The sequence below is a fragment of the Pseudomonas sp. NBRC 111124 genome (assembly GCF_001320245.1).
GTDB lineage: Bacteria > Pseudomonadota > Gammaproteobacteria > Pseudomonadales > Pseudomonadaceae > Aquipseudomonas.
Window position 1 is genome coordinate 104,816 of record NZ_BCBA01000002.1, and the last position, 21,881, is coordinate 126,696.

Sequence of the window (21,881 nt, forward strand, 5' to 3'; positions counted from 1 at the left end):
CACACGGTGCCAGAGCGCCTGCACATTTACCGTCAGGCCGTAGGCAGGCTAGAGTGACCCACCTGGCTAGACGAAGGACCTCGCCCCACCACCATGGTCAGACACTCCGAACCCGATCAGACGCTGATCAAGATGCCGTCGCTGCGCGCGGTGAAAGTCTTCGTCGCCGCCGCCAAGTACCAGAACTTCACCCGCGCCGCCGAGGCCCTGTGCGTGACCCAGGCCGCCGTCAGCCGGAAGATCCGCGAGCTGGAAACCTACCTGGGGGCCGAACTGTTCACCCGTGTAGGCCGGGCGGTGGAGCTGACCGTGGCCGGCTCGATATTCTTCGATGCGGTGCAGTTGTCGTTCGTCAACATCTCCCAGGCGGCCGAGCGAATTCGCAGCAACACCAACTCCCGGCATGTGGTCACCCTGTGCTGCTCGCCTGCATTTGCCGCGTTATGGATGGGGCCGCGGATGCCCAGGTTCCTCGAGGAAAACCCGGACATCGACATCAACCTGGTGACCACGCAGAACTTCCTGTCGATGGAGCCTGGCGTGCGCCCGGACATCTACATCACCAAGCTGGTGAAGGTGCAGGCGGGCTACAGCTCGCACCCGCTCAACCATGACGTGATCTACCCGGTATGCACACCACAGTACCTGGCCGCACACCCCGAGTTGCGCACGCTGGACGGCTTGCGCGACGGTACGCTGCTTAACCTCACGCCCTATGGTCGCTCGCAAGTCGCGGAGCACGTCGACTGGAATGTCTGGCTGGCACTGCATGATGTAGACCTGAAGAGCCGCGCCAGCACGGCGCCGCACTTTTTCAACGCCAACGACTACAACCTGCTGGTGCAATTGGCGCTCAACAACCAAGGGGTAGCGCTGGGCTGGCATCACCTGATCGCGCCGCTGGTAGCGCAGGGGCTGCTAGTACGGCCGGTGGACCAGAAACTGGTGCTCAAGGACACCTTCCATTTCCTGGCCTTCAACGAGGAAAAGGAACAAGACGCCAGTTGCCGACGCTTGCGCGAATGGCTGTTGCAGGAGTTTCAGCCGTTGCTGACGCAGCTTCGTAACGCGCGATAGCGCCCAGAAACAGCTTGCAACCAAGCAAAACCGCCGCTCGGTAACTTTTCCGATATCGTCCCCTGCGCATCTGCTAAAAATCCGGCATGCCTACCCTCTTCCTGACTCACCTGCGCCGCCGCTGGCTCACCTGGTTGTTCCGCATCGAGCAATTGCACGCCATGGGCTATTCGGTGCTGGCCGTGGACTACCGCGGCTTCGGCCAGAGCCGCGGCGACTTGCCATCCGAAGCCACGGTCTACGAAGATGCGCGCATCGCCTGGGAGCGCTTCGCACAATTGCAGCCTGACGCCGGCAAGCGCCTGATCTTCGGCCATTCGCTCGGCGGCGCCGTGGCTGTCGAACTGGCCGCCGAGCTGGCCGCCCAGGCGCAGAAAAAGGGCGGTGTAGCACTGGCGCGTGGCTTGATCCTAAAGTCGACCTTCACATCGCTGAGGGATGCTGCAGCGGCGGTTGCCAATACGTCACTTCCCGTGCGCTGGTTGATGTCGCAGAAGTTCGATTCGCTGGGCAAGATCAAAAATGTCGGCCTACCCGTGCTGCTGGTGCACGGCCTTGATGAGCGCTTCGTGCCGTCGCGTTTTAGCCAAGAACTGTTCGATGCCGGCCGGCAACCCAAGAAACTGTTGCTGGTACCAGGGGGGGACGCATAACAACAGCATGAGCCTGGCAGGGCAAAATTTTTCGCAGGCGATCCAGGCACTGCAGTGACCGTGGGCACTCACCAGTGCCGCTCTCAGCAACGGCAGGTGCAATACAACTACAATGGCTGTGCAGGTCCTGTTTGCCCCTGTTAATCAGTATGCATGCCGACAAAGGGTGGGACCCGAAAATCAAAGTGTAGGTGCAATTCTGGAACGTCGACCTGGTAATTCTGTCAGTATCGAGCTTTTGCAATAGTCCGTAGCGTAGCAACACATCTACAACGCGGAGCTATTGCAATGACAATCAAACAGGCAGGTGAACTGGACCTTACCTACGGCGACCAAAACGACGGCCTTGCTCGTATCCCCCCCATACCCGACCTGGATCCGGATGCATATACTCTACTAGTCAACCCCAGTGCTTGGGCGGATGATGGCTCAGTGGTTATGTATGGCCACAATCCTGACGACGATGATAAGGAAAACAAGGTTTTCATCCGGATGAATGCTGATGGTCACTGGGATCGCGCAACCGGGCATGTACCGATTTCCAAAAAACAAACTGTCCCAATGCCGCGAAACTTTGACAATCTAACAGTCCTCAGCCACTCCACCGGCAAGATGGAGGATGGGGTGATTGCGGCGGGTGCTGTGAATTATTTTGAAGGTAAAACAATCTACCAAGACATCGTTGTTGGCAGATACGACGAGCGCTTTTCACCTTGGCCAGGTTTTGGAAATGATGGCATTGCCATTACGCGCCCGGTGGGCGAGCCTGATGACTCACGCCTAGCAGATATCTCGGCCAAGGCAGTCGACTATCGAAACACACCAAAATTGGCATTGGTCGCGGGGCTGATCAGGGTCGTATTCAAAGCCGTTACTTACCCGGAAACGGGGAGCGAATATGAAACCACCTGGTGCATGGCGATGGATCCAGCGACGGGAGAACCCGCTGAAGCTCTTGGTCCCAACGGTGACAAGAGTCGTTGGGAATTACCCAGTTTCGATGGCAATGCCCTGACGCCCCATCGTGTCGTTTTTCTTGACGACGGCGGCTTCTACCTCTTGGGGGATGCGCAAACGTCAATGTATCTGCTGCGCTTCAATGCCAATGCCGTATGGGACAGGTCATTTGCTGGGCAAGACGGCTACATTAAACTCCCACGCCGGTTCAGGAAGTTCGGTTTGGCAATCAAGGATAACTTGATCGTGGTCAGCAGCGGCGCAACGCCCAATACCGAAGTACCGAGTGGTACCTTACTTTACGGTTTCGACTTTCAAGGCCAACCCGTCAAATCCTTCGAACACACATTGACGCTGCCAAATGGCAATCTCTCACTTCCACACATCGCTTTCGATGAGCAAGGCCGACTGGTTCTGGCGGGCGAGCGGCACTTCATCGCTGGCAGCGATCCACAAATTAATAACGAACTGCGCATGGCACGCTTATTGGCTGATGGATCACTGGACAACCGCTATGGCAAGGATGGTTTTTCGGAACCTGTTCCCTATCTCTGGGCTTGTAACAACCTGTATATCAGCCCCTTAGGAATATACGTTCTCACGCTGATGCCTGTCAGCGATGCCCCCTTCTATGAACTGATTGCGCGATTCCAGTCCTGATGGTTGGTGGCCCCTTCAAGGGGCCACGCTGGGGCTCGCGCGCCAAGTTTTTGATCAGCCTTCAGAATACCCGCTTCACATGCGATGGTTCGAACCGTGAATCCTTCCAAAGTTACTGCACAGGCAGGAAGTTCATCAGTAACAAACTCTGCGCGTAATTCAAACCAATTCGTCTATAACGCTCATCCAGCAACTCTGCCAACAAATCCAGCCGCGCCACGATCTTGCCGAACTCCACGGCAAAACTCAGGTTGCTACCCTCCTCAGAGATCTCGTTGGAAAACAGCAACAACACCCCATTGGCATCCTGCCGCTGGCTGAGCATCCAGGTGGCCTTCTCGATATTGCGCGCCGCGTTGTTGACGAACAGCGGGTCGATGGTATCGGTCATGTAGAACTCGGTACGCCCGCCGTGCGCGGTAATCAGCATGCTGCCGATGGCGTAGATGAAGGCGCCGACCCGGTCGCCGCGAAACTCCGGGCTCAGGGCATAGCTCAGGGCGGCGAGGTCGCGGCGGTTGCCCAGTTGCGGCAACGGCTGACGCTGTTCGATGGCAATGCGGATTTGCCGCTCGGCGGTGGCGGCGTCGAGGTAGCCGGACATCTTCCACTGGTTGGGATTGCGCAGATACAGCTTGTTCATCAGCAGATACAGGCTCTGCAGGTTGTCACGCATGGCCAGCGTGGCCATGCGGTCGACGCTGGTCTGGAACAGCTCGGTGGGCTTGCCGTTGCCGAACTGGCTGACGATGTCGTGGCCTTGCTGCTGGCTGCAGCCGGCGATGGCTATGACGGCACCTACCAGCAGCAGGCGCGGGAAAAATCGGGGATTGCTTGCAACCATCGGCACCGGGTCGATATTCGGCGGCCGCACTGGGGGTCAGCGCGACCTGGCCAAGCATAGAGCCCGGAATTCGGAAAAAGTGCAGTAGCGGTCAGCCCGGTGAGCGGATCACAGGGCAGGCGTGGCGCAACATCTCCACCACCTGCGCATGCAGCGCCGGGTCACCACAGGCCACCACGCACCCGCCATTCTGCGCCGAACTGCCATCCCAGGCAGTGATCACCCCACCTGCCCCTTCGATGATCGGCATCAGCGCCTGCACGTCATACGGCTGCAAGCTCGCTTCGACGATCACGTCGACGAAGCCCGAAGCCAGCATGCAATAGGCGTAGCAATCACCCCCGTAACGCATCAGCCGCGCCTTGCCGGCCACAGCCTCGAACGCCGCCTTACGCTCGGCGGTGTCGAACATGTCCGGTGTGGTGCACATCAGCGTGGCCGCAGCCAAGTCGGTGCAGCTGCGCGTTTTCAATCGCGTGCCGCTGCGCCAGGCGCCTGCCGGGGTGCCGACGAAGCGTTCGCCAGTGAACGGCTGGTTCATCACGCCCACCACCGGCCGGGTGCCGTCGTTCAAGGCAATCAGCGTGCCCCACAGCGGCAGGCCGGTGATGAAGGCTCGGGTGCCATCGATCGGATCGAGCACCCAGGTCAGCGGGCTGCTGCCTACCGCCACACCCGCTTCTTCACCGAGAATGCCATGCTCCGGGTAGCGCGCCTGGATCAGCTCACGCATGGCATCCTCGGCGGCCTTGTCGGCCACGGTCACCGGGTCGTACAGGCGCCCGCCCTTGTCCTCGACCTCCAGGCTGGCCCGGAAATACGGCTGGATCGCCAGCGCAGCGGCATCGGCCAGCTGTTCGGCGAAGGCTTGGAATTCGCCGATCTGTTCAGCGCTCAGGGACATGGGACGGGCCTCGTGGAAAATGTCGGGGCTGCATCATACCCGACAAGCCGCGTGTTACACCGCTGTCAGGTGTTCATAGAGAATGGTCGCCCCCACCAGCATCAGCACGATGCCACCGACGATTTCGGCACGCTTGCCCACCACCGAACCCAGCGCTCGCCCGAGCATGGTGCCAAGGGTCACCATGGTCATGGTCGCCAGGCCAATCGCTGCCGCCGCCACCCAGATATTGACGTCGACGAAGGCCAGGCCGACGCCCACTGCCAGGGCGTCGATGCTGGTGGCAAAAGCGGTCACCGCCAGGATCCAGAATGCGTGCTGGCTCTGTTTTTCTTCCGCTTCGTCATCCGGCTTCAGGCCCGCATGCACCATGTGCGCGCCGAGCAGCAACAACAGGGTAAAGGCGATCCAGTGGTCCCACTGTTCGACATACTGACTGGCCGCCTGGCCCAGCAGCCAGCCAATGACCGGGGTGATGGCTTCGATCACGCCGAAGATCAGGCCTGTGCGCAGGGCCTCGGCCAAACGTGGCTTGTGCAGGCTCGAACCTTTGCCGATGGCGGCCGCGAAGGCATCCGTGGACATGGCGAAGGCGAGGAAAATGAGGGAAATGGGATTCAACGATCAGACTCCAGCCGGGCAACGAGTCAACGACAGACGACCTGCAGGCCCGGCTTGGCTGCAGGAAGGTCGTTGGTCTCGCCAATCCGGGTGGATGCGCTGGCCATGGCAGGTTGCCAAATATGTTGACCAGAGCGCCTACGCAGTGCGCGAAGGCAGGCTACTCCCCAATGAGTGGCGCGATGATACCAGTGGCATGTGAAAAAAGCGTGAACCATTTTGGCCTTGCGCAACGGGTCTAGACTGTACAGACCAGATGACATGGCATGAACCGGGGGGCTGCCACACGTGGAGGTGTGCAATGAGCCAGTTCAAGCGTCTGTTCGTCATGCTCGGCCCGCAAATGCGCCATAGCCCGGCGCTGCAGCGCGCGGCGGCACTGGCCGAGTCCAGTGGTGCCCTGCTGGACATCAATGTCTTCGTCGATGATGTCGACACCTTCGGCCTGATGGGCGACGGCCGCGAGCGTGAGCGGCTGCTCGGCGACAACCGCCAGTGGCTGGCCGACGAGGCCGAGCAACTGGGTAACGCCGGGCTCGATGTGTCCACCGAACTGCTGCTGACCCGTGACCCGCTGGGCAGCGTGCTCGAACGCATCGAACGGCTGGGTTGCGATCTGCTGATCAAGGACGTGCAGCACGAACCGGTGCTCAAGCGCCTGTTAGTGACGCCGCTGGACTGGCAACTGCTCAAGGAGAGCCCGGTGGCCGTGCACCTGGTCAGCGACATCCGTCTGCCCTTGCCCCGGCAGATCGCCGCAGCAGTGGACCTCAACTGCCACGGTGCGGGCGAGCACCTGGACGATCAGGTGATCCACAGCGCCCATGCCCTGGCCCTGCAATGCAACGCCGAACTGCACTTGCTGCATGTGGGCGATGCGGCCAAGACCCACATCGCCGATTTTGGTGCCGGCACCGTCACCATGCCGGGGTTTGATGGCAGCGTGCGCACGGCGCAGCGGGCAGCGTTCAACCGGCTGGGCGACCACCACCAGATTCCGCTGGAGCGGCGGCATTTTGTCGAGGGTGCGGCGATCCGGGCGATTGCCCAGTTCGTCAGCCACAGCCGGGTGGATGTCATCGTGATGGGCAGCCATCGGCATGATGCGATGCAAACGTTCCTTGGCGGTACCACGGCGCATGTGCTGGAACATCCGTTGTGCAATGTGCTGGCGATCAAGGGCGACCCTGTGCATCGCATGGTATCTGGCACACCGGTGCCAACTAAATAGAATGCATTTGATAATGATTCGTAGTAGTTTCTCGGCGCTTCTTACACTCTCCTTTAGCGCCCTACTTCAGGATCGTACCGTCGATGCGTCGCACGTTCGTTTCGCTTTGTGTGCTTCAAGCTATGTCCCCGCTGGCCTTTGCCGAGCCTGAACCGCTCAGCGACCCTGCCCAGATCGAGCTCCAGGCCCTGAATATCACCAGCAGCGCCGACAGCGAACGCGCCGATGGTCCGGTCGATGGTTACAAGGCCAACCGTTCGGCCAGTGCCACGCGCACCGACACGGCCCTGCACGAGACCCCGCAGTCGATCAGCGTGGTGCCCAAGGATGTGCTTGAAGACACCGGTGCCACCCGCCTGCAGGATGGCCTGGATTACGCCGGGGGCGTCGGCCGCGCCAACAACTTCGGCGGCCAGGGCCTGACCACCTTTACCGTGCGCGGCTTCACCACCGGCGAGTTCTACCGCAACGGTTTCCCGATCAACCGCGGCTACCCCAACGCCCCCGACGCCAACACCGTCGAACGCCTGGAAGTGATCCGCGGCCCGGCCACCAGCCTGTACGGGCGTGGCGACCCCGGCGGCACCTTCAACGTGGTCAGCAAGCAGCCGCTGGCCGAGCCCAAGGTGACCCTGGGCAGCCAGTTCGACGACCAGGGCATGCACCGGGCCACCCTGGATGCAACCGGGCCGTTGAACGCCGATGGCTCGCTGGCCTATCGCCTGAACGTGCTGGGCGAAGGTGGCGAAAGCTTCCGCGACGATGTCGAGAGCGAGCGCTATGACGTTGCGCCGGTGATCAGCTGGCAAGTCAACGATGCCACCAAGGTCATCTTCGAAGGCGACTTCATGCGCAACAACCACCCCCTGGATCGCGGCCTGACGCGTCTGCCCGGCCAGCTCGGTACGGCCTCGCGTGACACCAACATCTGGGAAAAAGGCAGCGACAACCTGCTGCACAACGACAACAACATGGCCCAGCTGCGCTTCGAGCACCTGCTCAATGACAACTGGACCCTGGGCGGCGGCATGCAATGGCTGGACGGCTCGCTCAAGGGCAACGCCGTGGAAGCCAACGGCCTGCAAGCCGATGGCCGCACGCTGGGGCGCAACTTCAACTACCGCAAGCTGGAATGGACCGACCGCGACTACCAGCTCAACCTCACCGGCCACTTCGACACCGGCGCTTTCGCCCATACCCTGCTGACCGGTATCGAATACGAAGACTACGACTACAACTCGATTATCCAGCGTTCGGCGGCGGGTACCGGTGCCTACCCGATCGACATCTTCGATCCGGTGCTGGGCCAGCCGCGCCCTGCCCTGACCCGCACGACCACCCACGACAAGGAAAACCTCAAGACGTGGGCGGTCTTCATTCAGGACCAGGTGGCCATCACCGAACGCCTGAAAGCCCTGGCCGGGGTGCGCTTCGAACGCTTCGAGCATGACTACGACAACAAGCTCAACAATGCCGGTGACTTCAACAAGGGCGAAAACGGCGTCACCCCACGCTTGGGCCTCATCTACGACCTGACCGATACCGTTGCCGTGTATGCCAACACCGCCCGCTCGTTCAAGCCCAACAGCGGAGCCAGCCTGCAAGGCACGGGCTTCGATCCGGAAAAGGGCAAATCATACGAGCTCGGCGTGAAGTGGGAGGCGCTGGACCGTCGGTTGAGCGTGGACGCGGCGATCTATCACATAGTCAAGGAAAACGTGCTGACCCGTGACCCGAACGACCCGAGCGGCACCTACAGCGTCGCGGCCGGCGAAGTGCGCAGCCGCGGCCTGGATATCAACGTCGCCGGCAACCTGACCCCGCAATGGCGGATGATCGGTGGCTATGCCTATGTCGATGCGGAGGTGACCAAGGACAACAGCATCCCCACCGGCACCCGCTTGGCGAACATCCCGCGCAACAGCTTTAGCCTGCTCAACACCTACGCGTTCCAGGATGGGCTGGCCAAGGGTCTGGGACTGGGGGTTGGCGTGAAGTATGTGGATGACCGCGCCGGGCAGACAGCGGCCAGCACCTACACCATGGAGCGCTACACCGTGGTCGACCTGCTGAGCTTCTACAAGGTCAACGAACACGTGCGCTTGAACCTGGACGTGAAGAACGTGTTCAACAAAGGGTATGACGAGGGGGCGTTCAATACCTACGTGTACCCAGGGGCGCCGCGCACGGTGCAGGCTGGGGTTTCCTACACGTTCTGAAGCAGTGGGGCCGCTAGGCGGCCCCCGCAATCAGAAACCTTTGCTGTAGAACAGCGAGTACGACTCGATGCCGTCGTTCGGTTGCTTGATGCCGGCATTGGAATAGTGAATCGCCCGGAACCCCACCTTCTGCTCGCCTGGCAACTTCAGACCGAAACCGATACGGTCTTCGAAGTTGAACGACGAACCCAGCCGCTGGTCGCCCACCTCAGTCTTGGAGAAGGCCGCCAGGCCAATGCCCGCTTCGATATAAGGGGTGTAGGTAAAGCCATTGAATTCGTAGGTGAACACCGGGCTGAACGACAACGAGTGGGCGCCGCTGGCATCGCCCCCTTCCCAGTAGGTGTAGCCCGCGTCCCAATAGCCCGTCACATAACCGATGTCACTTTCAAGCCACTTCTTGTCCCAGTCGAACGACATGCCGATACGGTATGTCATGTCACCTTGGCTGGTGGCCCCCACGCCACCGGAAACCTGTGCGGCCTGGGCCAGTTGGGTGCCGGCGACGGCCAATAGGACGGCGGCCAGCGTGCTGGCAAGACGGGTTTTCATCAATGACTTCTCCTGATGGTCACACGGGCAAGTGGGGGCTTTGGCCCCTCGATTTTTGCAGTGAACGGGTATTCATCCGGTCACAAGGGGTAATACTTTTTTGATTATTGTCCAGATAATCAGAAAGTTGAAAGTGAAATGCCAGCATTGCCTGAATTTGCTCGCAATTCTCAACCGCCTCAGTCGTATTCCTCGTCGATGGCGCCACGCAAGGCGGAGTACAGATGTACTCCGCCCGTTGTGGCCGATCAGTGCCAGTTCAAGCTCGCAGTGACCGGTGTCTTACCGTTCACCGTGACCTGTTGCTGGACCGTGGTGCCCTGCCCCTGGCCGACGACCTTGTACTGGCCCGGCGGCAGCTGGACGTACACCAGCGGGCCGGCATCCTGCAGGCTCAACACCGACTTGCCTTGTGCATTCTGAATATCGACGGCGGCGCCGCTTTCGAATTGGCCGTGTGCGCCGGTCGACATTTCGATGTGCAGGTCATAACCCTTGGTATGGCGCATGGCGTTGGCCTCGTCCTGCCCGATACCGCCCTCGAGGTAGCGCACGCCATTCTGCTCCTGCGGCTGCAGTTGCACGGCTTGCATGTCGATGGGGGCGTTGTGATCGTCTATTTCCGCGGCGGCGGCCAGCGTCCAGGGCAGCGCCAGTGTGATCAGCAGCGTGGCGCCCAACGCATAGTGATGGTTACGCATGGTCAGCTCCTCCTCAAGGAGATGGCTTACGTAATGTTTGACCCCGCACAGTGCCGATGTTCACGCCGTTCGCCGCTCTTCGAGCAGTTTCACGAACATGCTCAGGCTGCGCGAAACCGTGCCACGCCGCCACACCAGCCAGGTCTTGAGGTAGCGGAACTGCTCCTGCATCGGCCAGGCGCAGACCGTGCTGCAACCGGGCATGTTGTCGAGCATGCTGCGCGGCAGCATGGCCAGGCCGGCACCGGCGCTGACGCAGGCGAGCATGCCGTGGTACGACTCCATTTCGTGGATCTTGCCAGGCACCGCCTGGTCCTGGACGAACCAGTTCTCGAAGTGGTGACGGTACGAGCAATTGGCGCGGAAGGCATAGATGCTCGCGCCGTTGACGTCCTGGGCACGGGTCACCGGGGCGTGGTTGAGCGGTGAGATGACCACCATCTCCTCCTCGAACACCGGCATGCCTTCAAGCGTGGGGTGAAGCACCGGGCCGTCGACGAAGGCCGCCACCAGGCGCCCCGCCAGTACCCCCTCGAGCATGGTCCCGGAAGGCCCGGTGGACAGGTCGAGGTCGACCTTGGGGTAGCGCTGGTTGTAGGCGGCCAGCAGCGCCGGAATGCGCACCGCCGCCGTACTCTCCAGCGAACCCAGGGCGAAGGTACCTTGCGGGTCCTCGCCGGCCACGGTCAGCCGCGCCTCGTGCACCAGGTCGAGGATGCGCCGGGTGTATTCAAGGAAGTTCCAGCCGGCCGGCGACAGGCGCAGGCGGCTTTTTTCGCGGATGAACAGCTCGACGCCAAGGTCTTCCTCCAGCTGCTTGATGCGCGTGGTCAGGTTCGACGGCACTCGATGGATATGCTGGGCGGCGGCGCTAATGCTGCCCTGCTCGGCCACGGCCTTGAAGATTTCCAGTTGCACCAGGTCCACAGTCATTCTCCAAACGTGAATGTTTCGCTCATTATTATTCAGTTTTCATTAAAGCCATAGCCCACTAGTCTGGCGGCACTGATTAACAACAACGAGAGTCTCCCGCCATGAGTGCGATCAGCAGCCTGACCCACGCCATCTCCGTCGACCCCTTCAGCGGCGAGCAGATCGGCGCCTACCCGTTCGACACCGACGCCGCACTGGAAGCGGCGCTGCAACGTGCCAAGGCTGGCTACGGCCAGTGGCGCCAAGTGTCGCTGGGTCAGCGCAGCGAGTACCTGCTCGCCCTGGCCAGCACCCTCGAAGCCAAGGCCGAGGCCTTCGCGCAGATGATCAGCCGCGAAATCGGCAAGCCGATCGCCCAGGCCCGTGGTGAAGTCAGCAAATGCGTCGGCCTGTGCCGCTGGTATGCCGAGCATGGCCCGGCGATGCTCGCCGCCGAGCCGACCCAGGTCGAGAAAGCCCGGATCGAGTATCGCCCGCTGGGCCCGATCCTCGCCGTGATGCCGTGGAACTTCCCGGTCTGGCAGGTGCTACGCGGCGCCGTGCCAGCGATCCTGGCGGGCAACACCTATGTACTGAAGCACGCACCCAATGTGATGGGCAGCGCCTACCTGCTGGGTGAGCTGTTCAAGGACGCCGGCCTGCCTGAAGGGGTGTTCGAAGTACTGAACGTCACGCCGGAGGGTGTCACCCGCGCCATCAACGACGTGCGCATCGCCGCCGTGACCCTGACCGGCAGCGTGCGCGCCGGCATGGCCATTGGTGCCCAGGCAGGTGCCGCGCTGAAGAAATGCGTGCTGGAGCTGGGCGGTTCCGACCCGTTCATCGTGCTGGCGGATGCCGACCTGGATGCCGCTGTACAAGCTGCCGTCATTGGCCGCTACCAGAACACCGGCCAAGTCTGCGCCGCCGCCAAGCGCCTTATCATCGAAGAAGGCGTCGTCGAAGCATTCACGCGCAAGTTCGTCGAAGCCACACGCAAACTGAAACTCGGCAACCCGCTGGAAGACGACACCTACATCGGCCCGATGGCCCGTTACGACCTGCGTGACGAACTGGATGGCCAGGTCCAGGCAACGCTGGCTGAAGGCGCCACCCTGCTGCTGGGCGGCAACAAAGTCGAAGGCGTGGGCAACTTCTACGCACCGACCGTGTTTGCCAACGTCACGCCAGACATGACGGCCTTCAAGCAGGAGCTGTTCGGCCCGGTGGCAGGGATCATCACCGCCCGTGACGCCGACCATGCAGTGGAGCTGGCCAACGATAGCGAATTCGGCCTGGCATCGACCATCTACACCGCCGACTATGCGCTGGCCGAGCGCATGACCGCCGCGCTGGATACCGGTGGCGTGTTCATCAACGGCTACTGCGCTTCCGACCCCCGCGTGGCGTTTGGTGGCGTGAAGAAGAGCGGTTTCGGGCGTGAGCTGTCGCACTTTGGTGTGCGCGAGTTCACCAATGCCCAGACGGTTTGGCTGGACCGTAACTGATCTGATGCTGGGGCCGCTTTGCGGCCCTTTCGCGACGCAAGGCCGCTCCTACAGGGGATCGCGTTTCCCTGTAGGAGCGGCCTTGCGTCGCGAAAGGGCTGCAAAGCAGCCCCCAGCAATATCAATCCCTCACCTGGTCCTTGACCCAGTCCAGCATCCCCCCCGGCACGATCAGCTCATGCCGCGCCCGAGAACAGGCGGTATACAGCCCCGCCAGCATCCGCGCCCGCTCATTGCGATTGCCCGCCGTGGTCGGCGCCACCATCAGCTCTGGCGACACCATCACCCGGGCGAACTCCATGTTCTTCACATCCCGCACCCGCCCGAGGAACAGCTTGGGCGCCTTGTCCCAGCGGTAACGGCTCTTGGCCTTGGCAAAATGCTCGGCGGTGTAGCCTTTGCGCAGCATGCCGGCCACCGCGGCAAAGGCCTTGTCGTCGCCCTTGTCCTGCTCCAGCGCTTGCCAGCTGGGGTAACGGAACAACATCGGGTGGCGTGCGCGGGTACCGTAGCGGTACAGCTCGATGCAATCTTCAACGAACAGTTCGAAATCCTTGCGCGCGCCTTGCAATAGCACGAAGGGCACCCCTTGATGGGTCAGGCGCTGGAACCAGCCGAACAGGCCCCATTCATCATCGACGATCAACGCGGTCGGCTGTTCAGGCACCGTCACCGTGTCGAAGAAGCTCACCCGCGTGTAATGCTCGGCGCTGCCGCTGAAGGCGGCCTGGATAGCCGCCGGGTGCGCCTGGATCAGCGGGTTGAGTACGCCGTCCAGGGCTGGGCCGGCGCGCAGCGAATGGTCGATGTAGCGCTGGCGGATGAAGTTGCCATGGTGCGGGCTGAGGCCATTGAGGTTCTGCAATTCGTCGCCCAGGGCGATGACCGACTGCGGGCTGCGATCGAGCACCGCGAGCATCGGCGCGGACAGCTCATGGGCTTCGTCGACGATGACGTGGCTGTAGCGGCTGTCGATCACCTCAGCGGTCAACGACAACAGCTTGACCCGGTGGTAATCGCGCACCGGTAACTGGATCTCGCGTGCCGAGGGACGGATCAGTTCCTGCCAGTACAGACGGGCCTTTTCCAGCAGCACTTCCTGGTCCAGGGGCGTGGTCCCCGGCCCGGCCCAAGGCAGGTGATGCAGCTGCACCTGGCTGTCGCCGCCGCGGCAGAAGCTGCGCACGGCCTTGACGCACAGGGCCACTACCTCACGCGCAGCCAGCGGACCGATGTCGGGGATGTTCAGCCAGCGCACCACCTGCGCTTCCTGCGGGCGCCAGGACAGCTTGGTACGGTACGGGTCACGCAGGCGCCAGCCGTTGCTGGTGAGGTCACGGTTGAGGATTTCGTCGGCCAGTTGGCCGAAGGTCAGCGCGGTATACGCCTGGGCATCCTTCACCCGTGCCTGCAGTGCCCGCAGCTGGCCTTCGGTGAGGGCCAGCAACAGCGTACGCTGGGGGTCGAGCAGGCGCGCGAACTGGTGGATCAGGAAGGTCTTGCCGGTGCCGGCGAAACCCTGCACGGCTACCGATTCCTCGACGCCGCAAAGGAACTCACGCAGCAGCCGGTTCTGTTGGTCACTGAGCATCAAGTTGCTGGCCAGTGATGGCAGGTACACCGGATGCAGCGGCGTCACGCGCTGGCGGTAAATGTCGGCGAACTGGAAATTCCACTGGCCTTCGGCGTCGCGGAACTCGTCGGCCTGGTACTCGGTTTCGGCCGACACCAAGGCGACGCCATTCTCACCCAGCATGCCCAGCCCCATGGCGAATGCTTCGCGGTCGAAATGCTGCGCCACCTGGCCCTGGAAGCGGCCCGGGGCGGCGCCTTCGACTTCATTGGCGATGCGCACGATCTCGGCGAACCGGCGCTCCTGCGCGTCTGCCGAAGCGTTCGCCGACTGGCGCGGCAGGTTTTGCACGAACAGCACGGCGGCCGCCTCCAGCAGGCTGGCGGTCGGGAAGAAGTCGGTGGCAGTGGGCGCGCTGGCCAGGCGGTCGGCCTGGTCGCTGGGCAAAGGCAGGTAGAACATCGGGACCTCGGGTGGAAACTGCCGGGCACGATAACAACTTTCCAACGGGAATGCTGAGTTGTCTGTACCGGCCCTTTCGCGGGTGAACCCGCTCCCACAAGTACTGCCTTCCCTTTAATGCCTGTGATATCTCTGTGGGAGCGGGTTCACCCGCGAAGAGGCCGGTACAAGCAACAGAATTCTCAACCCCTGCCCCGTTTGAGGGTCTCACTCGGAAACTCCTTGAACAACTGCCGGTAACTCTCTGAAAATCTTCCCAAATGCCAGAACGACCAGCGCATGGCCACTTCCGCCACGGTCACCTGACCACCGCGCAACAGATCACGCCGCGCACCGTTGAGGCGACGCAAGCGCAACCAGTGCGCCGGCGGCATCCCGGTGAACGCCTTGAACGCCTGCTGCAGCTGGCGCAGCGACACACCTGCCACCTCGGCCAGCTCCACCAGATTGAGGGTTTCTTCCGGGCAGTCTGCTGCCCATTCACTGACCCGCTGCATGATCGCCCGCTCCTCGCCCCGCCGCCCGAGCGCGCCGCCCTGCAAGCGCTGGCAGGCGTTATCGAGGATGAACAGGCAGTCTTCGAGCAACTGCTCGGCCAATGCCTGCCCTTGCAGCGGGCAATCAGCCTGGCCGAGGCGAGTCAAGGTGGCGCTCAGCCAGCTACCGAACAGCGCATTCTGCCCGCTGCCCAGGGGCACCATGAACAGACCGTCGAGCCGCTGCGGGTCCAGGCCATGGCGGGCGAGAAAGGCCTGGTCGAACACCACGGCCACTTCCTGATAATTCTCCGGCGTGATCCAGATGTTGCGGCTCTGCTCGTTGAGCAGGTACAGGCTGTTTTCGCTCTGGTCGAAACAGAACGCCAGCGAACCGCTCGGGGCACGGAAAAACTGCTCGACCCGGGTGTTCAGGCGCTCTTCATACACCTCCACGCCATCGAGCCCAAGGCAGCGCAGCTGGCCGCTGAAGTGCCCTGGCGACATCTGCCGGTATTGCTGCTGCCAGCCGGGGGTGGCGCGCACCTGCTCGGTGACATCCGTAGTGTGGAAAGCCTGGACCTGCAAGGCATTGGGCGTTGTCACGCTTTGTCCTAGTTGCACTCTTTTGGTGCATTCATGACCGAAGAAAGTGGATAGATGGCTTTGCGGGCCTGCGCTCAAGATAGTCCTCAGCGTGTCACCTGGGAAGCGTAAGGCCTTCGAAACCCTGCAACGGCTTTCGCGGGTAAACCCGCTCCCACAAAAAAACCCAACCAAGAGGTCTGTATGAACGCCCCCTTCGATCAGCTGTCCACCTGGCTGAAAGAACACCGCATCACCGAAGTCGAATGCGTGATCAGCGACCTGACCGGCATCGCCCGCGGCAAGATCGCACCGACCGCCAAGTTCCTTCACGAGCGCGGCATGCGCCTGCCAGAAAGCGTGCTGCTGCAGACCGTCACCGGCGACTATGTCGATGACGAGATCTACTACAGCCTGCTCGATGCGGCCGACATCGACATGGTCTGCCGCCCAGACCCAACGGCGGTCTATCAGATCCCGTGGGCCGTCGAGCCCACCGCCATTGTCATCCACGACACCTTCGACAAGCAGGGCAACCCGATCGAACTGTCGCCGCGCAATGTGCTGAAGAAGGTGCTCAAGCTGTATGCCGACAAGGGCTGGCAGCCGATTGTCGCGCCAGAGATGGAGTTCTACCTGACCCAGCGTTGCGAAGACCCGGACTTGCCTCTGCAGGTGCCACTGGGCCGCTCGGGCCGCGCCGAAAGCGGGCGCCAGTCGTTTTCGATCGACGCCGCCAACGAATTCGACCCGCTGTTCGAAGACGTGTACGACTGGTGCGAACTGCAAGGCCTGGACCTGGATACGCTGATCCACGAAGACGGCCCGGCGCAGATGGAGATCAACTTCCGCCACGGCGACGCGCTGGACCTGGCCGACCAGATCACCGTATTCAAGCGCACCATGCGTGAAGCCGCGCTCAAGCACAACGTCACCGCCACCTTCATGGCCAAGCCGATCACCGACGAGCCGGGCAGTGCCATGCACCTGCACCAGAGCGTGGTCGACATTGCCACCGGCAAGCCGGTGTTCGCCAATGACGATGGCAGCATGAGCGAACTGTTCCTGCACCACATCGGTGGCCTGCAGAAGTACATCCCCAAGCTGCTGCCGATGTTCGCGCCAAACGTCAACTCGTTCCGCCGCTTCCTGCCGGACACCTCGGCACCGGTCAACGTCGAGTGGGGCGAGGAAAACCGCACCGCCGGCCTGCGCGTGCCAACCTCAAGCCCCGATGCCATGCGCGTGGAGAACCGCCTGCCGGGCGCCGATGCCAACCCTTACCTGGCAATCGCCGCCAGCCTGCTGTGCGGTTACCTGGGCATGGTCGAGAGGATCGAGCCGAGTGCGCCGGTACAGGGCCGTGCCTATGAACGGCGCAACCTGCGCCTGCCGATCACCATCGAGGATGCGCTGCAGCACATGGAAGATTGCGAGACCGTGCAGCAGTACCTGGGCAAGCAGTTCGTCCAGGGCTATGTGGCCGTCAAGCGCGCTGAGCACGAGAACTTCAAGCGCGTCATCAGTTCCTGGGAGCGCGAGTTCCTGCTGCTGAGCGTGTGATCCCCCGGGGGCGCCAGGCGCCCCCACTAGCACCGAACTCAAAGAACAAGACCAACGAGGTGTCGACATGCGTCATCTGCAAGCCCTGATCCCCGCCACATTCGCCCTGCTGTTCGGCGCCGCCGCCCAGGCCACGCCCAGCGTCAGTGTGTACAACTGGACCGACTACATCGGTAACACGACCCTGGTCGATTTCCAGGCCAGCAGCGGGATCAAGGTCGTCTATGACGTGTTCGATTCCAACGAAACCCTGGAAGGCAAGCTGCTCGCCGGCCGGACTGGCTACGATGTGGTCGTGCCTTCCAACCACTTTCTGGCCCGCCAGGCCCAAGCCGGTGCGTTTTTGCCACTGGACCGCAGCAAGCTGCCGAACTGGCAGCATCTGGACCCAAAACTGCTCAAACAGCTCGAGCAGAATGACCCTGGCAACCAATACGCGGTGCCGTACCTGTGGGGCACCAACGGCATCGGCTACAACGTCGAAAAGGTCAAGGCCGCGCTGGGCATCGACCATATCGACTCCTGGGCCACCCTGTTCGAACCGCAGAACCTGAAGAAGCTCAAGCAATGCGGCGTGGCTTTCATGGACTCGCCCGACGAACTGTTCCCGGCCATGCTCAACTACCTGGGCATGGACCCGCGCAGCGAACAGCCGGCGGACTACGCCAAGGCCGAAGCGCGCCTGCTCGAACTGCGCCCCTATATCACCTACTTCCACTCATCCAAGTACGTCTCGGACCTGGCCAATGGCGATATCTGCGTGGCTTTCGGCTACTCCGGCGATGTGTTCCAGGCCGCCAACCGCGCGGTGGAAGCCAATAACGGCGTGAAGATCGCCTACAGCATTCCCAAGGAAGGCAGCAACCTGTGGTTCGACCTGCTGGCCATCCCCAAGGACGCCCAGAACCCTGAACAGGCCCTGGCCTTCATCAACTACCTGCTCGACCCGAAGGTGATTGCCAAGGTCAGTACCACGGTCGGCTACGCCAACGCCAACCCGGATGCCCAGGCCTACATGGACAAATCGCTGGTCGACAACCCCGAGATCTACCCTCCCCAGGCGGTACTGGACAAGCTGTACATCTCCAGCACCCCGAGCCCGAAGATCATGCGTGTCATGACCCGCTCCTGGAGCAAGATCAAGTCCAACCGCTGAACCGAGAACGCGCCATGCCTTTCGATAACCAACATACCGCGTCGTACTACGCCGCCACAGCGCGCAATGCCACGCCCTACCCCTGCCTCGACGGAGAACTGACGGCTGACGTGTGCGTGGTCGGCGGCGGCCTGACCGGGGTAAACACCGCACTGGAGCTGGCCGAGCGGGGGCTTTGCGTGGTGCTGCTGGAGGGCCGGCGAATCGGCTGGGGCGCCAGTGGACGCAACGGCGGCCAGCTGATTCGCGGCATCGGCCATGATGTCAGCGGCTTTGCCCGCTACGTCGGCCAGGACGGCGTGCAGTACTTGAAACAGGCAGGTATCGAGTCGGTGGCCCTGGTGGCCCGCCGCATCGAACAATATGCCATCGCCTGCGACCTGCGCTGGGGCTTCTGCGAGCTGGCCAATACCCCGGCGCAGTTCGCTGCCTTCAAGGATGAGCAAGAAGAGTTGGCCAGCCTTGGCTACCGCCACGAAACCCGCCTGGTCGGGCCTGAGGGCATGCACGAGATCGTCGCCAGCGACCAGTACGCCGGCGGCCTGGTGGACATGGGCTCGGGCCATCTTCACCCGCTCGACCTGGTCCAGGGCGAGGCGCGCGTGGCCCAAGGCCTGGGGGTACGCATCTTCGAGCAGAGCCCTGTGCTGCGCATCGAGCATGGGCCCACCGTGACCCTGCACACGGCCCGGGGCAAGGTGCGGGCGCAGAGCCTGGTGCTGGGCTGCAATGCCCACCTCGACGAACTGGAGCCTCGCCTGAGCGGCAAAGTGCTGCCCGCCGGCAGTTACGTCGTAGCAACCGAACCACTGCCGCACGCACTCGCCAGCCAACTGATCCCGCAAAACATGGCCATGTGTGACCAGAAGGTTGGCCTGGACTACTACCGCCTCACTGCCGACCACCGCCTGCTGTTCGGCGGCGCCTGCCACTACAGCGGGCGCGACCCCAAGGACATTGCAGCCTACATGCGGCCGAAGGTGCTCAAGGTGTTCCCGCAACTGGCTCATGTGCGCATCGATTACCAGTGGGGCGGCATGATCGGCATCACCGCCAACCGCTTCCCGCAAGTGGGTCGGCTGAGCCAGCACCCCAACGTCTTCTATGCCCAGGGCTACTCCGGGCATGGGCTGAACGTGACCCACTGGACGGCGAAGTTGCTGGCCGAAGGTATCGCGCTGGGGCAGAGCCAGGGGCTGGATGTGTTCAACGCGGTGCCCCACCTGACATTCCCGGGAGGCAAGGCGCTGCGCTCGCCACTGCTGGCGCTGGGGATGTTGTGGTACCGGTTGCGGGAGGCGCTGGGTTAAATTCAGGCCGGGCTGAGCCTGTCGCGCAGTGGCCTGTCCGCGGCGGGCCAACCATTATAAATAACATTCGAATACTAAGCTAAACCATTGATTTTATTACATTTATCTTAATAATCTTGGCATCGCATAATTAAGCTAAAGAATTGCCTGCAAGCCCTTGACTGAAATGATATTTAGAAGCTTCAAAGCAGGCCCTGCAGGACGCGTCTCCCCCTGTTCCCACTTACGCACAGTGGATGCGCTGGTATGCAGATGCAGCGCGAACACCGGCTGACTGAAATTTAGTGCTTCGCGAAGCTGGCGAATGTCCAGAGCGCTAAAATCTCGTACAGGGGCAGGACATAACATTTCGAAATCTCGAAGCGTGACCTTGCCGACAGCTCCGGCCTCATGAAGAGCGACCAGATCATCACGCAACGACTCAACAATTTTGCTGCTCACAGCAGACCTCCATCAAAACACCTGATTGCAATGCTCGCCCGAGCGCTACAGGGCAAAGCTCCAGGAAAACCTTGCCTGCGAAGCTCAGTGCCTTTTGTTCATCCGACGTGATGTTGGCTTTATCGCTTTTGGCGAAACCGTGTAGAAACACATAACGATTGCCGATACGAGCTGAGAGCAGCGTCCGGTAACCACCTCGCTTGCCAACACCGCGCCCCGCAATACGCTTCTTGAACAACTCACCGCCAAGGCTGGCATCCACCAGCCCCCTGCGCATTTCATCCACCGCCTGGCACAACATCGCATCCGAAAGCTTCTGCGCAACCTGCCAGCGCGCGAAATCCCTGCGCTTGAGAACTTCCATCAGTGGCCTCCAAAACATACCCGTTACGGGCATATTTTTTCAAGGGGCGTCTCGATTGCATAGACGGCGCATTCCGGCCAAATCGTAGGAAAAGTCAGCACCTCAACGCGTTACCGAAGCGACTTTTCGCCCGCCCACTGGCCATCTGCCAAGCACCTGCTAGCGTTGTTCTGGCCGACCCATCATGGATGCATGACCATCATGAAATCATTGCCCCGCGTTACCCTGTTGTGTGCCGCTTTGCTCGCTGTGGCAGCCTGCTCCAGCAACCGCGTGGACCCCAAGGACTATTCCGGCTTCCTCAAGGACTACAGCCGCCTGCAGGAAGAGAAAAGCCCATCCGGTGCACCGGTGATGCGCTGGATCGACCCCAAGGTCAATGTCAACCAGTACACGCAGGTGTTCATCGAACCGAGCCAGTTCTACCCCAAGCCGCAAGCGACGGCGGTCATCTCCCAGCAGACGCTGAGTGAAATCACCCGCTACTTTAACGATGCCCTGCGCCGTGAAATGGGCAGCGTGCTGACCCTGGCCAAGGCACCTGGCCCAGGCACCATCGTGGTACGCCCGGCGATCACCGCGGTGTCCACCAGCAACGAAAGCCTCAAGCCTTACGAGTTCATCCCGATCGCGCTGGTGTCGGCGGGCGTCAACACCGCCATGGGTGGCCGCGACCAGGAAGTGGATGTCGGTGTCGAAGCGGCCTTCCTCGATGGCGGCAACCAGAAGGTGCTGGCCCAGGTAGTGCGCAAGGGCACGGGCAAAGAGCTGGAGAACGACAAGACCAAGCTGACCCTGAACGACGTCAAACCGGTGCTCGACGGCTGGGCTAAGGACATGCGTGCCAGCTTCATCACCCTCAAGAACAAGGGCAAGTAAGCGCAAGCCGCTCCGCTCGTCGGTAATCATTCAAAAACGCCATCACTGCCTGGCAGCCCTGCTTTACTCAAGCGGGCTGCCAGGCAGGCGGCACCGCAGACCAGGGACTGGTTGCACAAGCAGGCTGACAACAGCCGCTCGCTCCGGGCAAGCATCAGCACCGCCCGGTTCCCTCTTCTCCCCGCCTTTTCCGCCCGCCTTCGCAGCGTTGTGTATCGGTATTTCATTCATCG

19 protein-coding genes, 1 pseudogene and 1 riboswitch are annotated in these 21,881 nt (G+C 61.8%); of the genes and pseudogenes, 10 read left to right on the forward strand and 10 right to left on the reverse strand.

Translation table 11 applies throughout. The features are described from left to right. The first annotated feature begins 93 nt into the window (after positions 1-93). The 3 genes and pseudogenes from APH28_RS01440 to APH28_RS01450 all read left to right on the forward strand — a co-directional run bounded on the left by APH28_RS01440 (position 94) and on the right by APH28_RS01450 (position 3,347). Positions 94-1,077 carry a LysR substrate-binding domain-containing protein gene (locus APH28_RS01440; RefSeq protein ID WP_060507267.1) on the forward strand — a complete coding sequence of 328 codons (984 nt, stop codon included), beginning with the start codon at positions 94-96 and terminating at the stop codon, positions 1,075-1,077. 95 nt (positions 1,078-1,172) lie between these two features. Further along, positions 1,173-1,788 (forward strand): annotated as a pseudogene (locus tag APH28_RS01445) (alpha/beta hydrolase); the annotation flags it as partial. Between the two features lie 230 nt (positions 1,789-2,018). Further along, positions 2,019-3,347 carry a delta-60 repeat domain-containing protein gene (locus tag APH28_RS01450; RefSeq protein ID WP_060507268.1) on the forward strand — a complete coding sequence of 443 codons (1,329 nt, stop codon included), beginning with the start codon at positions 2,019-2,021 and terminating at the stop codon, positions 3,345-3,347. A 112-nt stretch (positions 3,348-3,459) separates the two neighbouring features. Here APH28_RS01450 and APH28_RS01455 read toward each other — a convergent pair whose 3' ends face one another. The 3 genes from APH28_RS01455 to mntP form a co-directional block, all read right to left on the reverse strand. Further along, positions 3,460-4,191, reverse strand: a complete 732-nt coding sequence (locus tag APH28_RS01455) for a hypothetical protein (RefSeq protein WP_060507269.1) — start codon at positions 4,189-4,191, stop codon at positions 3,460-3,462. Positions 4,192-4,282: 91 nt separating this feature from the next. Then, complete coding sequence (gene hisN / locus APH28_RS01460; RefSeq protein ID WP_060507270.1) at positions 4,283-5,095, reverse strand: histidinol-phosphatase; 813 nt, start codon at positions 5,093-5,095, stop codon at positions 4,283-4,285. A gap of 54 nt (positions 5,096-5,149) precedes the next feature. Further along, positions 5,150-5,716, reverse strand: coding sequence for a manganese efflux pump MntP (mntP, locus tag APH28_RS01465; protein ID WP_060507271.1), 567 nt, complete (start codon positions 5,714-5,716; stop codon positions 5,150-5,152). Between the two features lie 10 nt (positions 5,717-5,726). Then, positions 5,727-5,897, reverse strand: a riboswitch (yybP-ykoY riboswitch). Positions 5,898-6,017: 120 nt separating this feature from the next. Between mntP and APH28_RS01470 the strand changes: the two genes are divergently transcribed. After that, a complete protein-coding gene (locus tag APH28_RS01470; protein ID WP_060507272.1) occupies positions 6,018-6,947 on the forward strand; it encodes a universal stress protein in 930 nt (309 codons plus the stop codon). 83 nt (positions 6,948-7,030) lie between these two features. Continuing rightward, positions 7,031-9,166 (forward strand): TonB-dependent siderophore receptor, encoded by a 2,136-nt coding sequence (locus APH28_RS01475; RefSeq protein ID WP_060507273.1) that lies wholly within the window; start codon positions 7,031-7,033, stop codon positions 9,164-9,166. Between the two features lie 30 nt (positions 9,167-9,196). Here the strand turns inward: APH28_RS01475 and APH28_RS01480 are convergent, their stop codons facing one another. The 3 genes from APH28_RS01480 to APH28_RS01490 form a co-directional block, all read right to left on the reverse strand. Next, complete coding sequence (locus tag APH28_RS01480; RefSeq protein ID WP_060507274.1) at positions 9,197-9,718, reverse strand: acyloxyacyl hydrolase; 522 nt, start codon at positions 9,716-9,718, stop codon at positions 9,197-9,199. 248 nt (positions 9,719-9,966) lie between these two features. Continuing rightward, positions 9,967-10,419, reverse strand: a complete 453-nt coding sequence (locus APH28_RS01485) for a hypothetical protein (RefSeq protein WP_060507275.1) — start codon at positions 10,417-10,419, stop codon at positions 9,967-9,969. A gap of 60 nt (positions 10,420-10,479) precedes the next feature. Then, the gene (locus APH28_RS01490; protein WP_218186515.1) at positions 10,480-11,346 is read right to left on the reverse strand and encodes a LysR family transcriptional regulator; all 867 of its coding nucleotides are present in this window, start codon (positions 11,344-11,346) and stop codon (positions 10,480-10,482) included. Between the two features lie 107 nt (positions 11,347-11,453). On the opposite strand from APH28_RS01490, the gene APH28_RS01495 reads away from it, so the two are divergent. Beyond that, a complete protein-coding gene (locus APH28_RS01495) occupies positions 11,454-12,839 on the forward strand; it encodes an aldehyde dehydrogenase family protein (protein WP_060507277.1) in 1,386 nt (461 codons plus the stop codon). A 121-nt stretch (positions 12,840-12,960) separates the two neighbouring features. Here the strand turns inward: APH28_RS01495 and APH28_RS01500 are convergent, their stop codons facing one another. After that, entirely contained in the window at positions 12,961-14,874 is a 1,914-nt protein-coding gene (locus APH28_RS01500; RefSeq protein WP_060507278.1) for an AAA family ATPase, read from the reverse strand. Positions 14,875-15,056: 182 nt separating this feature from the next. Further along, the gene (locus tag APH28_RS01505) at positions 15,057-15,956 is read right to left on the reverse strand and encodes a helix-turn-helix domain-containing protein (RefSeq protein WP_060507279.1); all 900 of its coding nucleotides are present in this window, start codon (positions 15,954-15,956) and stop codon (positions 15,057-15,059) included. Positions 15,957-16,139: 183 nt separating this feature from the next. Between APH28_RS01505 and APH28_RS01510 the strand changes: the two genes are divergently transcribed. The 3 genes from APH28_RS01510 to APH28_RS01520 all read left to right on the forward strand — a co-directional run bounded on the left by APH28_RS01510 (position 16,140) and on the right by APH28_RS01520 (position 19,964). After that, positions 16,140-17,498, forward strand: a complete 1,359-nt coding sequence (locus tag APH28_RS01510; protein WP_060507280.1) for a glutamine synthetase family protein — start codon at positions 16,140-16,142, stop codon at positions 17,496-17,498. A 67-nt stretch (positions 17,499-17,565) separates the two neighbouring features. Further along, positions 17,566-18,654, forward strand: coding sequence for a polyamine ABC transporter substrate-binding protein (locus APH28_RS01515; protein WP_060507281.1), 1,089 nt, complete (start codon positions 17,566-17,568; stop codon positions 18,652-18,654). A 14-nt stretch (positions 18,655-18,668) separates the two neighbouring features. Then, on the forward strand, positions 18,669-19,964 hold the full coding sequence (locus APH28_RS01520) for an FAD-binding oxidoreductase (RefSeq protein WP_060507282.1): 1,296 nt from the start codon (positions 18,669-18,671) through the stop codon (positions 19,962-19,964). Between the two features lie 135 nt (positions 19,965-20,099). On the opposite strand, the gene APH28_RS27700 is transcribed toward APH28_RS01520, so the two are convergent. Beyond that, entirely contained in the window at positions 20,100-20,405 is a 306-nt protein-coding gene (locus tag APH28_RS27700; RefSeq protein WP_082432235.1) for a DNA-binding transcriptional regulator, read from the reverse strand. Then, a complete protein-coding gene (locus APH28_RS01525) occupies positions 20,386-20,769 on the reverse strand; it encodes a type II toxin-antitoxin system RelE/ParE family toxin (RefSeq protein ID WP_060507283.1) in 384 nt (127 codons plus the stop codon). Before APH28_RS01525 ends, APH28_RS27700 begins: the two co-directional genes overlap by 20 nt. A 201-nt stretch (positions 20,770-20,970) precedes the next feature. Here APH28_RS01525 and APH28_RS01530 point away from each other — a divergent pair, with 201 nt between their 5' ends. Then, entirely contained in the window at positions 20,971-21,648 is a 678-nt protein-coding gene (locus APH28_RS01530) for a DUF3313 domain-containing protein (protein WP_060507359.1), read from the forward strand. Positions 21,649-21,881 lie beyond the last annotated feature (233 nt).

Bases quoted from the DNA above. Each gene is read 5' to 3' on its own strand.
- APH28_RS01440 (WP_060507267.1), top strand. From the start codon at position 94: ATGGTCAGACACTCCGAACCCGATCAGACGCTGATCAAGATGCCGTCG.
- APH28_RS01450 (WP_060507268.1), top strand. From the start codon at position 2,019: ATGACAATCAAACAGGCAGGTGAACTGGACCTTACCTACGGCGACCAA.
- APH28_RS01455 (WP_060507269.1), bottom strand. From the start codon at position 4,191: ATGGTTGCAAGCAATCCCCGATTTTTCCCGCGCCTGCTGCTGGTAGGT.
- hisN (WP_060507270.1), bottom strand. From the start codon at position 5,095: ATGTCCCTGAGCGCTGAACAGATCGGCGAATTCCAAGCCTTCGCCGAA.
- APH28_RS01470 (WP_060507272.1), top strand. From the start codon at position 6,018: ATGAGCCAGTTCAAGCGTCTGTTCGTCATGCTCGGCCCGCAAATGCGC.
- APH28_RS01475 (WP_060507273.1), top strand. From the start codon at position 7,031: ATGCGTCGCACGTTCGTTTCGCTTTGTGTGCTTCAAGCTATGTCCCCG.
- APH28_RS01480 (WP_060507274.1), bottom strand. From the start codon at position 9,718: ATGAAAACCCGTCTTGCCAGCACGCTGGCCGCCGTCCTATTGGCCGTC.
- APH28_RS01485 (WP_060507275.1), bottom strand. From the start codon at position 10,419: ATGCGTAACCATCACTATGCGTTGGGCGCCACGCTGCTGATCACACTG.
- APH28_RS01495 (WP_060507277.1), top strand. From the start codon at position 11,454: ATGAGTGCGATCAGCAGCCTGACCCACGCCATCTCCGTCGACCCCTTC.
- APH28_RS01500 (WP_060507278.1), bottom strand. From the start codon at position 14,874: ATGTTCTACCTGCCTTTGCCCAGCGACCAGGCCGACCGCCTGGCCAGC.
- APH28_RS01510 (WP_060507280.1), top strand. From the start codon at position 16,140: ATGAACGCCCCCTTCGATCAGCTGTCCACCTGGCTGAAAGAACACCGC.
- APH28_RS01515 (WP_060507281.1), top strand. From the start codon at position 17,566: ATGCGTCATCTGCAAGCCCTGATCCCCGCCACATTCGCCCTGCTGTTC.
- APH28_RS01520 (WP_060507282.1), top strand. From the start codon at position 18,669: ATGCCTTTCGATAACCAACATACCGCGTCGTACTACGCCGCCACAGCG.
- APH28_RS01525 (WP_060507283.1), bottom strand. From the start codon at position 20,769: ATGGAAGTTCTCAAGCGCAGGGATTTCGCGCGCTGGCAGGTTGCGCAG.
- APH28_RS01530 (WP_060507359.1), top strand. From the start codon at position 20,971: ATGAAATCATTGCCCCGCGTTACCCTGTTGTGTGCCGCTTTGCTCGCT.